Raw genomic sequence first — 15425 nt, 5'->3', positions numbered from 1 at the left:
TTTCCGGAAAAAAAAGACCCGCATTTCTGCAGGCCTTCGAAAGTGGTGGCCGAAGACGGAATCGAACCGCCGACACGGGGATTTTCAATCCCCTGCTCTACCAACTGAGCTACTCGGCCACATGTTTCGTTGCAGCGAGGTCGCTGCCAAGGACGCGTATATTACGGAGGTCGGCTGCCTTCGGCAAGCGTTTTGCCAAGATTTCTTCACATTGCCGTCTGTGGGCTCGCAAGTGCTTGATCCTCCGTTGTGGGGCGGGGGCGTGGTCAGTCGATCATCGTCTGCGGTGGAAATCAGCAGATCGCCGCGATCGCCAAAGCTGCAAGGGCAAGGGCTGCGCCGGACCCGCGCCGCGCCGGTCCATGGAACGCTGTTTTCATGGCCGTCGCCGGCAATCGTTGCGGCGTAGTGTCGGCATTCCTTTCCTGATGCTGGCAACAGCAGAGCCGGTCACCATGTCCGATTCCCTCGCTACCTCCACCTCCCGTATCGTGCTGGCCTCGCGTCCGCAGGGCGCACCAGGCGCGGCCAACTTCCGCCTGGAACAGGCTGCGCTGCCGGCATTGGGGGATGGCGAAGTGCTGCTGCGCAACCGCTACCTGTCGCTGGACCCGTACATGCGTGGACGCATGGACGAGGGCCCCTCGTATGCCGCGCCGGTGGCGGTGGGCGCGGTGATGGAGGGCCAGACCGTGGCCGAAGTGCTGCGATCCAACGCCGAAGGTGTGGCGGTCGGAGATCTGCTGCTGGCGCCGGGTGGCTGGCAGACCCACGCAGTGCTGCCGGCCAAGGCGCTGGGGCGTCGGCTGGATCCGGCCGGCCTGCCGCTGAGTACCGCGCTGGGGGTATATGGCATGCCCGGCTTCACCGCCTATTCCAGCATGCACGAAATCGCCCGTTTGAAGCCGGGTGAGTCGCTGGTGGTGGCTGCCGCGACCGGGCCGGTGGGCGCGACCGTCGCCCAGCTGGCCAAGCTGCAGGGCGCGCGCGTGGTCGCCATCGCCGGTGGCGAAGCCAAGCGTGCCTACCTGCAGACGCTGGGCGTGGACGTGGCGCTGGATCATCGCGCGGCTGATTTTGCCGATCAACTGCGTGCGGCAGTGCCTGCCGGCATCGACGTGTACTTCGAGAATGTCGGTGGCCATGTGCTGGATGCAGTGCTGCCGCTGCTCAACGACTTCGCCCGCATTCCGGTGTGCGGCACCATCGCCACCTACAACGAGCGGGGCATCGAGCAGCCCGGCCCGGACCGGTTGCCCGCACTGTTCAGCCAGATCCTGCGCCAGCGCCTGACCGTGCGTGGTTTCATCGTGCACGACTTCAACCACCTGTGGTCGGACTTCGACCGCGAGATGCGGCAGTGGCTGCGCGAAGGTCGCATCCAGTACCGCGAGGATGTGGTGGAAGGACTGGAGAATGCGCCGGAGGCGTTCTTTGGGCTGTTGCAGGGGCGCAACTTCGGCAAGCTGGTGGTGAAGCTGGATTGAGGGCTTGGCGGCGTGCCGACCAAGGTCGGCACCTGCTTCAGGCAGTCGTGGCCTTTTCCCGGCGCAGCAGTTCGCGCTTGCGCGCTACGCCCCACGCATAGCCGGACAGGTCGCCGTCGCGGCGTACGACCCGGTGGCAGGGCACCGCCACCGCCAGCGGGTTGCTCGCGCATGCGCGGGCCACCGCACGGCTCGAGCGCGGGGCGCCGATGCGCGCGGCGACATCCGCATATGACGCGGTCTGCCCGCGCGGAATCTGCTGCAGTGCCTGCCACACCCGTTGCTGGAACGCGGTGCCGCGGATATCCAGCGGCAGCGTGGCGCCGCGCGAAGGATCCTCGACCAGGCCCACCACCTGTGCCACCAGTTGCTCATAGCCCTGGTCGGCACCGACCAGTTCGGCCTGGCGGAAGCGTTGCTGCAATGACTGCAGCAGCGTCTCCGGATCGTCGCCGAGCAGGATCGCAACCACGCCGGTGGCACTGCTGGCCACCAGCACGCTGCCCAGTGAGCTTTCGGCAAGCGCGAAGTGGATGACTTCGCCGCGACCACCTGCGCGCCATTGCTTGGGCGTCATGCCCAGCAACTTCGGTGCGTTCTCGTAGAAGCGCCCACTGGAACCGAAGCCGGCATCGTGGAAGGCATCGGTGATGCGCTCCTGTTGTTCCAGTCCGGTGCGCAGGCGGTCGGCGCGCAGCGCGGCGGCGTATTGCTTGGGGGTCAGCCCGGTGGCCTGCTTGAACAGACGATGCAGGCGGGTCGGGCTGCAGCCGGCGATGTCGGCCAGCTCCTGCAGCGAAGGCTCGTCGAGGCTCGCCTGAAGGTGGCGGCAGACCCGTTCGACGCGGGCATCGAAGGCGGTGGTGGCGGTACTGTCCATGGCCGGATTCTGGCACGTGCCGGTGCTGCGGAAACTCCGTTTCCTGCACCGACGGGCCAGGCCCGGAAACGGAGTGTCGGCAGGGGAGATGCGCGGCATCGTGGCGGCCACTTCACAACCGGTACTGCCACCATGCGCCTGAACAACAAGATCGCCCTCATCACCGGAGCCAGCGCCGGCATCGGCCGCGCCAGCGCGCTGCGCTTCGCCGCCGAAGGGGCGAAGCTGGTGCTCAACGCTCGGCGGCCGGAGCCGCTGCAGGCGCTGGCCGAGCAGATTCGCGCCGCCGGTGGCGAAGCCGTGGCGCATGCCGCTGACGTGGCTGACCCGGGCACGGCACAAGCGCTGGTCGATCTGGCCCAGCAGTCCTTCGGCGGCCTGGACATTGCCCTCAACAATGCCGGCATGCTCGGCCCGGGCGTGCCGGCGGCGGAGTTCCCGGTGGACGCCTGGCGCGAGGTGATGGCGACCAATCTGGATGCGGCCTTCCATGCGGCACGCGCGCAGTTGCCGGCACTGTTGGCGCGCGGCGGCGGCTCGCTGGTGTTCGTTGGCACTTTTGTCGGCCACACCGTGGGCTTCCCCGGCATGGCGGCCTATGCGTCGAGCAAGGCCGGGGTGATCGGCCTGAGCCAGGTTATCGCCGCCGAATACGGTGCGCGCGGCGTGCGCAGCAACGTGCTGTTGCCCGGTGGCACCGATACCGAGATGGGCCGGCAGGCGGCACCGACCGGCGATGCGCGCGACTTCGTGCGCTCGCTGCACGCACTGAAGCGCATGGCCGAGCCGGAGGAGATCGCCAACGCGGCGCTGTTCCTGGCCAGCGATGAAAGCAGTTTCGTTACCGGAACCGCGATGCGCGTGGAGGGTGGAGTGTCGATCACACGGACCTGAGCGGGGTCAGGAGCGTGGCGCGTAGCGGATACCGCTGCTGGCCATGAAGCCCTTCGGATCGAAACGGGCCCAGGCTTCGCCCCAGTCGAACCGGGCGTGGCCGCCGGCCAGCTTGCGACCCAGCGCCGCACCCAGCGTGCGGCGCATGAAGGTGACTTCGGCATCGATCGCGGCCTGGGTCGGCCAGCCGTCTTCCAACGTTGCACCGGGTAGATCGACGCCCATCGTCACCATGTCGAGCTGTTGCCCGTGAAAGCACAGGCTGATGCCAGCGGGCGCACCGCCCAGGCTGAGCTGGTGCAGGCTGAGCCAGACGTAGCCGGTGCCGACATCGCGCTCGCCATGCATCAGCGTGACGAAGGCGACACGTGCCTCATCCCGTGACAGGGTGGGGCCGATCAGAGTCGGCAGATTGCCGAGCTGGATGCTGCCGTCGGTCGCATCAATGATCATCGGCACGGCGTGTGCTGCGTGCTGGGCAGAAGAGGGCATGGCGTACCGGTGGGCGTTGGCCCTCGGATTCTGGCTGCGCGGGGGCAATGGCGGCAAGCCAGTGCCTGCACATGACGTTGGCGCAGGACTGACCTGTGGATTACCCGCCAGCCTCTAGCGTGGTGCACAGCGTTGGCCTGCCGCCGACGAGGGAGTTTTCGATGAACGAGCGAGACAAGGATCAGGACCCGAAGCAGGGCGTCCAGGAAAGCCGCCAGGACAGGAAACAGGACGATGTGGCCAAGCAGCGGCCCGGGCAGCGCGACCAACAGGTGCGCGATGCGCACTCACGCGGCCCGCAGCGCAAGGACGGCGACCAGGAGCCGGCCTGAGTTGCCGGCGCTGAAAAGAAAAACCCGCAGATCACGAAGATCTACGGGTTCTTCTGAATAGTGGTGGAGCCAAGGAGGATCGAACTCCTGACCTCGTCATTGCGAACGACGCGCTCTCCCAGCTGAGCTATGGCCCCACGGCAGGGCTTCAGTCTAGCCAAGCGCCTGCCGCTTGCCAAGCCGATCAAAGGAATTTCGTGTCGAGACGCGAGGCACATCAGCGGGTGACTGTGCCGAAACCGCTTGTTTCGCCGGGTTTGGGCGCCGCGCAACGAAATCGTAACAATTTGGGGGATAATGGCGGCTTGCGCAGTTCTCCTCCTTTTTGCCGCCCGGCCCGCGCAGGCCGGACGGACGCCTCCTCAGAGCATTTCATGCCCTCCCATTCCGATTCCCGCCGCCTGTCGGGTCTGTCGTCTTCCCTTGTTTCCTTCCGCCGCCACCCGCTGGCTCTGGCCTGTGCCGGCCTGGCCCTGGTCGGCAGCTTCGGTGCCGCCGCGCAGGACAGCGCGCCGACCCCAACCGGGCTGGACACCATCACCGTGACCGCCGAACACCGCGAGCAGAACCTGCAGGAAGTGCCGGTCTCGGTGGGCGTGGTGCAGGGCGAGCGCATGCGCGACTTCACCGCCGGCGGCGATGACACCCTGCTGGCGCTGTCCGGCCGCGTGCCGAGCCTGTATGCGGAAACCACCACCGGCCGCATCTTCCCGCGCTTCTACATCCGCGGCCTGGGCAACATCGACTTCTACCTGGGTGCCTCGCAGCCGGTGTCGATCATCCAGGACGACGTGGTGCTGGAGCACGTGGTGCTGAAGTCCAACCCGGTCTATGACGTGGACCAGGTGGAAGTGCTGCGCGGCCCGCAGGGTTCGCTGTTCGGCCGCAACACCACCGCCGGCATCGTCAAGTTCGACACCCTGAAGCCGACCCAGGATTACACCGGCCGCGTCAGTGCCAGCTATGCGACCTATAACAGCGTGTCGATCGACGGCGGCTTCGGCGGCCCGATCAACGACATCGCCTCGTTCCGCGTGTCGGCCCTGTACCAGCACCGCGACGACTACGTCGACAACACCTACCGCGGCCCGAGCGCCGACGGCACGGTCAGCCCGAAGAAGAACGCCATGGGCGGCTTCGATGACCGCAACGTACGCGCGCAGCTGCTGCTGACCCCGAGCGACCAGTTCTCGATCCTGGCCTCGGCCCACGCCCGTGATTACGAGGGCACCTCGACCCTGTTCCTGCGCGGTGCGCTGACCAAGGGCTCGAACAAGACCGACGTGCCGCGCGACAAGGTCGCCTACGACGAAGCCGACAACAACCCGCAGGCCTACAAGACCTACGGCGGTTCGGTGAAGGCGCGTTATGACTTCGGCGCGATCGACTTCACCTCGATCACCGCCTACGAAACCACCTCCGGCTACAGCCGCGGCGACACCGACGGCGGCGCCGCGGTGAACTTCCCGGTGAACGGCGTGCCGAACGGTTACGGCCAGTCGATGGGCCGCATCCGTGACCTGGACCAGTGGACCCAGGAATTCCGCCTGGCCAGCCATGATGACAGCGCCCTGCAGTGGCAGGCCGGTGCGTTCTACTTCAATGGCAGCGACACCACCGACTTCTACCAGCGCGCGTGGTTCCTGCAGGGCGCGGCCCGCAACCCGAACAACTGGGTGCGCCTGCGCAACAAGAACACCTCGTGGGCCGGTTTCGGCCAGATCAGCTACGCCTTCACCGACAAGTTCACCGTCACCGCCGGCCTGCGCCAGACCAAGGACGAGAAGCACACCCGCCTGCTGAAGACCGCTGACACTGCCGCTGGCGTGGTCACCTACAAGGGCCGCACCGACGTCAGGATGTCCGACACCACCCCGAGCTGGGATCTGAGCGCGATGTATCAGATCACGCCGGACGTGAGCGTCTACGCCAAGGTCGCGCGTGGCTTCCGTGGCCCGACCATCCAGGGGCGTTCGGCGGTGTTCAACGCCGATTTCACCACCGCCGATTCCGAGACCATCCTGTCCTGGGAAGCGGGCGTGAAGAGCAGCCTGTGGGACAACCGCCTGCGCCTGAACGCCACCGCGTTCACCTACACCGTCAACGACATCCAGCTCAACGGCAACGATTCGGACGGCAACGGCGTGCTGTTCAACGCCGACAAGGCCAAGGCTTACGGCTTTGAAGCCGACATGGAGCTGCGCCCGATCCCGAACCTGACCCTGAGCGCCGGCCTGAGCCTGCTGCACAGCGAGATCAAGGACAAGCGCGTGTATGCGCAGGTCTGCGGCCTCAACGGCCAGGTGGTGTGCACGGTGAATGACCCGACCATCAAGGTCGGTGCCAACACCTTCGCCCAGATCGACGGCAACCCGCTGCCGAACGCGCCGAAGTACAACGTCAACCTGGCCGCCCGCTACGACTTCCCGGTCAGCGACGCGGGCACCATGTTCGTATCCACCGACTGGAACAAGCAGGGTTACACCAGCTTCGTGCTGTACGACAGCAAGGAGTTCAACTCCAAGGGCGATTTCGAGGGTGGCCTGAAGATCGGCTACTCGGGCAACTACGGTGCCTACGAAGTGGCGCTGTTCGCGCGCAACATCACCAATGAGAAGAACCTCAAGGGTGTGATCGAGAACTACATGGCCGCGGTCTACAACGAACCGCGTACCGTCGGTGTCTCGCTGAACATGAACTGGTAATGCGCTGTCGCGGTGGCGGGTCGTCCCGCCATCGCGCTGCTGGAATGAGAAGGGCGGCCCGGATTACCGGGCCGCCCTTTTCGTTGCTTCAGACCGCAGTGAGGTTGCTGTCCTGGCTGCGCTGGCCGAAGGTCAGGGCCCAGGTGGCGCTGTCCACCTGCTGCCGGTCCTGTTCCTGCTGCTTGCGTGCGCGGCTGGCACCGAACCAGCGGCCTTCGCCGTTGATCAGCGGTGCCATGCGTACCACGTCCACATACTCCGAATCGATCTCGCTGGCACGCTGCAGCCAGGTCAGGGCGAGGAATGCATTGGCCGGGACGCCGCTACCGAAGTGGTAGATGTCGGCCAGATAGCTGGCAGCCCACAGCTTGTCGTCGTCGTCGCCGCGCCACCACAGCGGAATCAAGGCGCGTTCGACCGCTTCGCGCTTGTGCGCGTCGTTCCGGCCATCGAATGCCAGGCAGGCCAGGTTGCGGCAGGTTGGGCCCCACACGCGCTCGCCGGCCTCGGCCTCATCCAGGCAGCGCAGGTACAGCTCGCGCGCACGCTCTTCATTCTCCGCGCCGCCTGCGGCGACGAGGCGCACGGCCAGGTTGTAGGTGGCGATCAGGTCGCCGCCTTCCACCGCACGCTCCTGCCAGAAGGCGGCCTTTTCCGCATCGGCGAACTGCGGTTGGTCGCGGCCGCCGAGGCGGCCCTTGTACAGGTCGCACAGTGCCGACATCGCGCCGGCGTCGCCATCGTCCGCCATGCGCTGCAGCAGCGACAGGCCTGCGGCTTGCGAAACATCACAGAACAGATTGGCGGCGAACGTCACCGCCGAGGTGTCGTCCTGCTGCGCAAGCTTCAACGCGCGCTGCAGCAGGACACTGGCGCGTGTCGGGTCGGTGGCCTGGCCGAGCAGGCCATGCTCGATGGCGGTGGCGGCCCACAGCAGGCCGATCGCCGAATCGCCTTCGCGCGCGGCATAGTCCACCACCTGTGCGAACAGTGCTCCGGCGCCGTCGACATTGGCGAACCAGGCGCAGGCCTCCAGGTTGCCGAGCCCCTCATGCAGGACCACATCGCGGTCCAATGTCCATGCCTGCTGCAGATCTTCAAGCACCGCCTGCATGTGGTCCGGATCCCACTGCACGACGCCTTCGCTGTCTTCAACGCGGCCAAGACGGTAGCGCAGCCCGGCGCGCTGGGCCAGCACCTGCGCGCGCAGGTGGCGGTCCAGGTGCCAGTCGAGGATCTGCGTGTAGGCGCGCTCGTGCGCGGCCACGGCGTCGGCATCCTCGCGGTGGGGCAGATCGCCCATCCAGTCCTGCTCCTTGTGCCACCGCAGCGCGTTGCTCTGCGCCAGTTCCAGGCCACGGCACCAGCTGCCCTCGATGAAGTTCTCCATCGCCTCATGGCTGCCGCCCCAGCGCGGGTACAGGAAGTACAGGGTGTCTTCCTGCGTGGCCAGATCGTCCGGGCGCTGCTCCAGCACCAGGCGCATCCAGTACGCCAGTGGTGCGTCGAAATCGTCCTGGCTGCGCTCGCGCAGCAACGGGGGCAGCGTATCCGGCAGCGTCTGCAACGGCGTGCCGAAGCGCGACAGCAGCTGCAATGCCTTTGGCCAGGCTTGAGGGTAGTGCTCGGCCAGCGTGGCGTCATCGGATGCGGCGGGTTCCCCGGCCTGCAGCGCACGCAGCCAGTTCGGTTCGCGCAGGTAGCTGGTGATGCGCTTGATGCCATCCAGCGCCAACGCAGGTCGTGGCGACAGCGGCATCGCCTGCAGGTAGGCGTGCACGGCATGGTCGCGGGCCAGCTGCGCCGCCAGCCACTGGCTGTCTTCGACCAGTGCGGCCACGTCGGCGCTGCGCAGTTCGCCGGCAGCGTCCTGCCAGCAGGCGCCCAGGCAAAGCCAGGCGTAGTAGCTGCCGGGGGCGGCCGAGGCCCACTGCTGGGCCTGTTGCAGGCGGGCTTCCAGCGTCAGCGTGGCGTCGTGCAGGTTGCGCAGCCGCCAGCGGATGCCGGGCAGCGCATTCTCTCCCTGCAGCCAGGCCAGCTCATGTGGAGCAAGCAACGCATCGAGTTCGGCATAGCGCCGTTCCTGCAGCGCAGTGCGCGCCTGCACGCGCCAGGCAAGGTCTTCGGGGGAAAGCCCGTCTTTTGCAAATCCGTTTGTCATTGCTGCAATCCAGCGAGTACGAGGCTGGACATTAGAAGCGCGGTCGTTAGCGGCGGCAAGCAGGACATGCGGCTGCCGTGTCGATGGCATTCAGCAGGAGGCTTGAAGGTGAATCCCGTCACCCGGTACAGGCGTTCGCGTTGCGGATCGTCCATGTGCAGCGGAAAGGCAAGCAGCAGCTCGGGCCGGTAGGCGAGTGTGCCCTGGCCCTGTCTCTACGCCTCGATTCCGGGAAATAGCCGAGCATCAGGGCGTGCGGATGCAGCCAGGGTTCGAACTTGTCCTGCTCGCTGGCAGCGGGGGCCGGTTCGATCAGGCGTGCCGAAAGCGCGAGGTAGTGAACCGAACGGGCCAGGTCCAGCCCGCCCGTCAGTGCCGCGTAGGCGTTGAGCTGGCTGCTGTGATCCATGCAGGGGTGCTGCTGGCCAGCAGCAGCGAGCCGATCATCCATCGTGACATGCAGGAAGAGGGCCATGCAGGCACGCAGCAATGTCCTTGTCGAGCATTGGCAGGGCCGCCCCGTGAGGCGGCCGATGCGGGTTGCTAGTTCCCCGGCAGCAGCGCCTGCAGGCGCGACTCCAGTTCCTGCTGGCGCCAGCCGGCCAGTGCGGCGGGCCATTGGCGACGTTCCAGATAGCTTTCCAGGTGCTTGCGCGAGGCAAGGATGCCATCTGGCAGTCCCAGCTCGCGGCTGCGTTCGGCCACGGCATCCTGCAGCTTCTTCAGCGCCTGCTTGTTGCTGTCGTTGGCCGGCAGCGCCAGCGGCGCGTCGGCTTCGTCGGCCAGCGGCGTGGACAGCGCCTGCCACACGGCGCCGGCCAGCTTGCGCGGTGCCTTTGGGAACTGCTCGAACAGCTTGCCCAGCGCTGCCTCGTCGGCCGGAGGCGTGCGCGCCAGAGTGGCGGCCAGTTCGTTGTCCAGGATCCAGCTTCGCGGGCGGTCGCTGCTGCGTGCCTGCACATCACGCCAGCGCAGCAGGCGCAACAGGCGGTGCTGTGCGGCGGCATCAAGGAACTGTGCCGAGCGCATCGCCAGGTGCGGCCAGCGATCTTCATCGTTGGCGACGCTGGCCAGCAGGCGCTCGCCATCGTCGTGCAACCACTGCTGGCGGCCCAGCGCCTGCAGCCTGGCATCAATGGCGTCGTGCAGTGCGAACAGGTGCTCGACATCGTCGGCGGCGTACTGCAGCTGCGACTCGGACAGCGGGCGGCGCATCCAGTCCGAGCGGGTCTCGCCCTTGGCCAGCGCCACTCCGGTGATCTCCGCCACCAGCTTCTGGTAGCCCATGCCGCCGCCGATGCCGGCCAGCGACGCCCCGATCTGGGTGTCGAACAGCGGTCGCGGCAGCACGCCGCAGGCCCACTTGAAGGCAACCAGGTCTTCGCTGGCGCTGTGCATTACCTTGGTGATGGATTCATCGGCCAGCCAATGCGCAAGCGCCTCGGTCATGCCGGGAATCAGCGGGTCGATGAGCAGGATGTCCTGCCCGACCGCCATCTGCACCAGGGCCAGCTGCGGCCAGAAGGTGCGTTCACGGATGAATTCGGTGTCCAGGCCGATGCGCGTCGGGCGCTGCTGGAAGTACGCATCCAGCTCGGCGGGGGTGGTGATCCAGGTTGCCACGGGTCAGGGCCTACTACTCGGGTTTGCTCAGGCAGGGGAGAATAGCCTAACGTCGGTCCGCGTCTGTGCCGAAGGAGGCTCTGCTTGCGTTTTCCGTTGTCGCCCGTGCTGTGCACCGCCCTGGCCGTGGCCCTGGCCGGCTGCACGCCGTCGCCGTCCGCGCCGGCGGAACGGGCCGCCAGCGAAGAGGCGCGCGCGGCCGAGGGCGCCGACACCGGCGCCAATGCCAGTTCGCAGGCCGGGCAGGGCAGCGTGACCATCGCCGGTGAAGATGCCGCCGAGGACGTACAGCAGTGGACGCCGCCACGGGTGGACCGCCAGGGCCGCAGCCTGGCCCAGTTGCGGCACGCCGCCGAGCAGGCGTTCGCTGAAGGCCGGCTCTATGAAGATGCGGATGCCGCCATTCCGCTGTGGCTGGCGGTGCAGGAAGAAGACCCGGATGACCGCCAGGCCCGGCTGGGCCTGCAGCGTGCCCGCCAGCGACTGCAGCAGCTGGCCGATGCGCTGCTGGTGCGGCCGCTGAAGCAGCGCGAGGCGCTGGCCGAGGCCAGCCGCCAGGCACTGGTGTTGCTGACCCTGTCGCCGAAGGACGAGCGGGTGCGTGCGCTGCAGGCGCGGGTGGAGCTGGCGCAACGGGTGGTGGCCTACAACCGTGCTGGCGAGGAGGACCTGCGCTCGGACCGTATCGGTGAGGATGGCGACGGTGCCATCGGCAACTTCCGTGAGGCGCTGGCGCTGGATGAAGACAACAGCCGCGCACGGCAGGGCCTGGCCGCAGCCGAGAGCGGGTTGATCCGCCGTGCCGAACAGGCTGCTCGGGCGCGCGATTTCGCCAGTGCGGGTACCTGGCTGGCCGAAGCCAGCAAAGTGCGCGATTCGTCGCCGACGATCGCCGACGCCTTCGAACGCATCGAGCAGATCCGCGCCGCCACGCTGCTGCAGCTGCGTGATGACGGACTGCGTGACCTTGCCACGCCACAAGGCCTGAAGCCGGCGCGCGAGAAGCTGGCCGAGGCGCTTCGCATCGCTCTGCCGGGTGATGCAGTGGTGGGCCAGCTTCGCGAGCGCATCGACCTGGCCACCCATTACGGGAGCTTCCGGCCGGGACAGGTGTTCAGTGATGCGATGCGCGATGGCGGGCGCGGACCGCAGATGGTGGTGGTGCCCCACGGTGGCTTCCAGATGGGTGCAGGCGACGCCGAGCCGGGCGCGAGTGATGCCGAGCGTCCGTCGCACTACGTGCGCTTCGATCGCGGCTTTGCCATGGCGATCACCGAGATCACCGTCAGCGATTTCGAGCGCTACGTGAAAGCCTCCAATGCGCGCCCGCGCGCGACCCGGCGTGGCCATTCGGTGGTCTACGACGAACGCAGCGGCAATTTCATCCGCCGCAGCGGCGTGGACTGGCGTTCCGACTACGACGGCGGTCGCGCGCTGGGCAACTCGCCGGTGATGCACGTCAGTGTGCGTGATGCCGAGAATTATGCGGCGTGGCTGTCCGAGCAGACCGGCCGCAGCTACCGGCTGCCCAGCGAAGCCGAGTTCGAGTACGCGCTGCGCGCTGGCAGCAGTGGCCGCTATCCGTGGGGCGATGCCGGCGTGCCGCCGCCAGGCAGCGGCAACTTCACCGGCAGCAAGGACGTTTCGCCTTCGGGACGGCACTGGCACAACGCGTTTATCGGGTACGGCGATGGCTGGTGGGGGCCGGCGCCGGTGGCCAGCTTCCAGGCCAATGCCTTCGGTCTGCACGATATGGGCGGCAACCTCAGCGAATGGGTGGCCGATTGCTGGCATGCCAGCTACCGCCGCGCACCGTCCGATGGCGTCGCCTGGTTCAACCCGGGCTGCCGGTCGCGGGTGATCCGCGGTGGCAACTGGGCCAATGCCCCCGAGCAGACCCGCGCGGCCTGGCGGCAGTCCCAGGATTCGGATACCACCAGCGCCCGCATCGGCTTCCGCCTGGTGCGCGGCATCTGAGCGGCACCCGGCTTCACCCGCTGCGGGCAGCGGCGCACTAAGATTGCGCCGTGCCCGCCAGCCGGCGGGGCCAGCAGGAAGTCCCCCGATGCGCAACGATCCCTTCTCCCGCTCGTCGCAAGGCCCACAGCGGCGTGGCCTGTTCGGCAACATCCGCTGGTGGGTGCTGCTGCTGGCCGCCGCCTATGCGCTGTTCTACTGGTTCTCCAACCGCACGGTCGATCCGTACACCGGCGAGAAGGTGATGATCGACAGCAGCCTGGACGCGCGCCAGGAAACCGCGCTGGGGCTGCAGGCCTACCAGCAGATCCTGTCGCAGGAACGGCCGATGGACCCCAATGCACCGATCGCGCGCGATGTGCGCGATATCGCCCAGCGCCTGATTGCCAAGGTCGATGTGGTGGAGACCGCGCTGGCGCAGGAGCACGGCGTGCAGCCGGCGCATTTCGCGCGGGATTTCCAGTGGGAAGTGAATGTGATCCCGTCCGACCAGGCCAATGCGTTCTGCCTGCCGGGCGGCAAGATGGCGGTCTACACCGGGTTGGTGCCGGTAGCACGCACCCGCGATGCGATGGCGGTGGTGATGGGGCATGAGATCGCCCATGCGCTGCTGCGCCATGGTGCACAGCGCATGGCCCAGCAGAAGCTGACCCAGATCGGGCAGGTGGCCGGCGCCGCCAGCGGCATGGATGCGCAGCAGCAACAGATGATGATGTCGGCGATGGGCTATGGCTACCTGCTGCCGTATGCGCGCAGCCACGAGACACAGGCAGATGAGGTGGGGCTGATGCTGGCCGCAGCGGCGTGCTTCGATCCCCGCGAGGCGGTGCCGCTGTGGCAGCGCATGGGCCAGGCCAGCGGCGGCCAGTCGCCACCGGAGTTCGCCTCGACCCATCCGAATCCGGGCACCCGCATACAGAACCTGCAGGCGCTGATGCCGAAGGCGCTCGAGTACCGGCAGAAGTTCTGCGAGCAGGCAAAGTAGGGGGGGGGCGGCAGGGCTTGCAGCCCTGCACCTGCCGAAGCAACAGCAACAGCAACAGCAACAGCGTGCATTCCGTGGGATGGCGGGGTGGGTCCGGTTGCGGGGGACGCTGCAAGTACGTCCATGTAAGCTCGGTCGCCGCATCCATGCGGCTCACGCCCCCTCAACCGGACCCACCCCGCCTTCGACAGATTCTCGCGATCTGTCGGAATGGCGTGGGGTCAGATCCGTTTTCCTACGGAAAACGGATCTGACCCCGAATTGATTCGATATCTGACAGAGATTCATCCACGCATGGCGTGGATCTACCGACCGTCATCGGGAAACTGTCGAGGGTGGGGCGGTGTGGCTGTGCAGGACCGTTGGCGCCATGGATGGCGCCATCGAGCCCCCAAGGATGGGTTTACGGCGTGTCCTGCACAGCCACACCGCCCCGCCAAACCATCAGCAATCCAGAGCCGCTTTGGCTGTTGCTTCGGCCGTTGCTTGAAGCCTCTGCAGGTGCAGGGCGCAGCCCTGCCGAACACCCATTTACTTGACCTGCACGTCGATCACGCCGTCGCCAACGCGGGCCTGCAGCGCGTCACCGGGCTGCACCTGGTCGACCTTTCGTACCAGCGTGCCATCGTCAGTGCGGGTCAGGATGCTGTAGCCACGGGCCACGGTGGCCAACGGGCTCACCGCTTCCAGTGAACGCGCCAGTCCGCGCAGTCGCAGTGCATCGCGCTCCAGCAGGCGCTGCATCGCTGCCTGCGGCCGCCCGCGCAGGGCGGCGAGGCGGCGCTGCATCGCGTCGAGCTGACGTTGCGGATGGTGCCCGCGCAGTACCGCGGCCGCATGGCGCAGGCGTGCGGCACGGCGCTCCTGCTGCTGGTTGAAGACCGCATGCAGGCGCCGGCCCAGATCGAGCTGGCGACGGCGCAACAGGTCCAGCCGCGCCTGCGGGCTCTGTGCGTTCAGGCGCAGCAGGGCGCGGTCGGCACGCTGCATCGCCTGCTGCATCGCATGCCGTTGCAGCTGCACCATGCGCGCGGCCGTACGGCGCAGGCGCAGGGCCAGTTCGCGCTGGTCCGGTACCAGCAGCTCGGCTGCCACCGACGGCGTTGGTGCGCGCAGGTCGGCGGCAAAATCGCTGAGGCTGAAGTCGGTTTCATGGCCCACCGCCGACACTACCGGGGTGCGGCTGGCGGCGATCGCGCGGGCCAGTGCTTCATCGTTGAAGGCCCACAGGTCTTCCAGTGAACCGCCGCCACGGGTCAGCAGGATCACGTCGTAGCGGCCACTGGCATCGGCGGCCTGCAGCAGGCGGGTGATCTGTGCAGCGGCGCTGCTGCCCTGCACCAAGGTCGGCAGCAGGTCCACTTCCAGCAGCGGGAAGCGGCGGCCGAGTACGCTCAGCACGTCGCGCACGGCCGCGCCGGTGGGTGATGTGATCACCGCCAGGCGCTGCACGTGCGCCGGCAGCGGCCGTTTGCGTGCCGGGTCGAACAGGCCTTCGGCCTCCAGGCGTGCCTTCAGCTCTTCGAACGCGCGGCGCAGCGCGCCTTCGCCGGCTTCCTCCATGTGGTCCAGCACCATCTGGTACTCGCCACGGGCGTCGTACAGCGTCACCTTGCCGCGCACCAGCACGCGCATGCCTTCGCGCGGCACGAACTTCAGGTACTGCGCCTTCATCCGGAACATCGCCGCGCGCAGCTGCGCACGCGCGTCCTTCAGGGTGAAATACAGGTGCCCGGAGGCAGGACGCGCCACGCTGCCCAGTTCGGCCTCGACCCAGATCGCCGGGAAGCTGCCTTCCAGCAGGTCGCGGGCCAGGGTGTTGAGCTGGCTGGGGGTGAGGATGTCGTTGTTGCGTGGCTGCATGGGAACGGCGTGCTGCGGGCGGAACG

Annotated in this window: 12 protein-coding genes and 2 tRNA genes; 6 read left to right on the top strand and 8 right to left on the bottom strand. The window is 67.4% G+C overall.

The annotated features are described in order from the left end of the window. Positions 1–43 precede the first annotated feature (43 nt). Positions 44–119 (bottom strand) — tRNA-Phe (locus AC5P8Y_RS01440). A 336-nt stretch (positions 120–455) separates the two neighbouring features. On the opposite strand from AC5P8Y_RS01440, the gene curA reads away from it, so the two are divergent. Beyond that, the gene (gene curA, locus AC5P8Y_RS01435) at positions 456–1487 is read left to right on the top strand and encodes an NADPH-dependent curcumin/dihydrocurcumin reductase (protein ID WP_111188175.1); all 1032 of its coding nucleotides are present in this window, start codon (positions 456–458) and stop codon (positions 1485–1487) included. A gap of 37 nt (positions 1488–1524) precedes the next feature. Here curA and AC5P8Y_RS01430 read toward each other — a convergent pair whose 3' ends face one another. Next, complete coding sequence (locus AC5P8Y_RS01430; protein WP_033833223.1) at positions 1525–2367, bottom strand: bifunctional transcriptional activator/DNA repair enzyme AdaA; 843 nt, start codon at positions 2365–2367, stop codon at positions 1525–1527. Positions 2368–2499: 132 nt separating this feature from the next. Here AC5P8Y_RS01430 and AC5P8Y_RS01425 point away from each other — a divergent pair, with 132 nt between their 5' ends. Further along, positions 2500–3261, top strand: a complete 762-nt coding sequence (locus AC5P8Y_RS01425) for an SDR family oxidoreductase (protein WP_043035603.1) — start codon at positions 2500–2502, stop codon at positions 3259–3261. 6 nt (positions 3262–3267) lie between these two features. On the opposite strand, the gene AC5P8Y_RS01420 is transcribed toward AC5P8Y_RS01425, so the two are convergent. Next, the gene (locus tag AC5P8Y_RS01420) at positions 3268–3753 is read right to left on the bottom strand and encodes a hypothetical protein (protein WP_043035605.1); all 486 of its coding nucleotides are present in this window, start codon (positions 3751–3753) and stop codon (positions 3268–3270) included. Between the two features lie 161 nt (positions 3754–3914). Here AC5P8Y_RS01420 and AC5P8Y_RS01415 point away from each other — a divergent pair, with 161 nt between their 5' ends. Next, positions 3915–4085: a hypothetical protein gene (locus AC5P8Y_RS01415; RefSeq protein ID WP_005410406.1), complete on the top strand. Its 171-nt coding sequence runs from the start codon at positions 3915–3917 to the stop codon at positions 4083–4085. A gap of 61 nt (positions 4086–4146) precedes the next feature. Here the strand turns inward: AC5P8Y_RS01415 and AC5P8Y_RS01410 are convergent. Next, positions 4147–4222, bottom strand: a tRNA-Ala gene (locus AC5P8Y_RS01410). A gap of 237 nt (positions 4223–4459) precedes the next feature. Between AC5P8Y_RS01410 and AC5P8Y_RS01405 the strand changes: the two genes are divergently transcribed. After that, positions 4460–6790 (top strand): TonB-dependent receptor, encoded by a 2331-nt coding sequence (locus AC5P8Y_RS01405; RefSeq protein ID WP_111108814.1) that lies wholly within the window; start codon positions 4460–4462, stop codon positions 6788–6790. 88 nt (positions 6791–6878) lie between these two features. On the opposite strand, the gene AC5P8Y_RS01400 is transcribed toward AC5P8Y_RS01405, so the two are convergent. The 3 genes from AC5P8Y_RS01400 to rnd form a co-directional block, all read right to left on the bottom strand. Beyond that, positions 6879–8951: a DUF4034 domain-containing protein gene (locus AC5P8Y_RS01400; protein WP_111188176.1), complete on the bottom strand. Its 2073-nt coding sequence runs from the start codon at positions 8949–8951 to the stop codon at positions 6879–6881. Between the two features lie 118 nt (positions 8952–9069). Beyond that, entirely contained in the window at positions 9070–9426 is a 357-nt protein-coding gene (locus AC5P8Y_RS01395; RefSeq protein ID WP_053091541.1) for a hypothetical protein, read from the bottom strand. A 68-nt stretch (positions 9427–9494) separates the two neighbouring features. Continuing rightward, entirely contained in the window at positions 9495–10574 is a 1080-nt protein-coding gene (gene rnd / locus AC5P8Y_RS01390; protein WP_005414035.1) for a ribonuclease D, read from the bottom strand. A gap of 84 nt (positions 10575–10658) precedes the next feature. Here rnd and AC5P8Y_RS01385 point away from each other — a divergent pair, with 84 nt between their 5' ends. Next, positions 10659–12551, top strand: coding sequence for a formylglycine-generating enzyme family protein (locus AC5P8Y_RS01385; RefSeq protein ID WP_111108812.1), 1893 nt, complete (start codon positions 10659–10661; stop codon positions 12549–12551). An 88-nt stretch (positions 12552–12639) separates the two neighbouring features. Continuing rightward, the gene (locus AC5P8Y_RS01380; RefSeq protein ID WP_005410400.1) at positions 12640–13536 is read left to right on the top strand and encodes a M48 family metallopeptidase; all 897 of its coding nucleotides are present in this window, start codon (positions 12640–12642) and stop codon (positions 13534–13536) included. A 531-nt stretch (positions 13537–14067) separates the two neighbouring features. On the opposite strand, the gene xseA is transcribed toward AC5P8Y_RS01380, so the two are convergent. Then, a complete protein-coding gene (gene xseA, locus AC5P8Y_RS01375) occupies positions 14068–15399 on the bottom strand; it encodes an exodeoxyribonuclease VII large subunit (RefSeq protein ID WP_005410399.1) in 1332 nt (443 codons plus the stop codon). Positions 15400–15425 lie beyond the last annotated feature (26 nt).

Source organism: Stenotrophomonas sp. YJH_SMC_12-1 (assembly GCF_059370935.1).
Note: the sequence above shows the minus strand (reverse complement) of the source record. Positions and strands in the feature narration are given on the sequence as shown.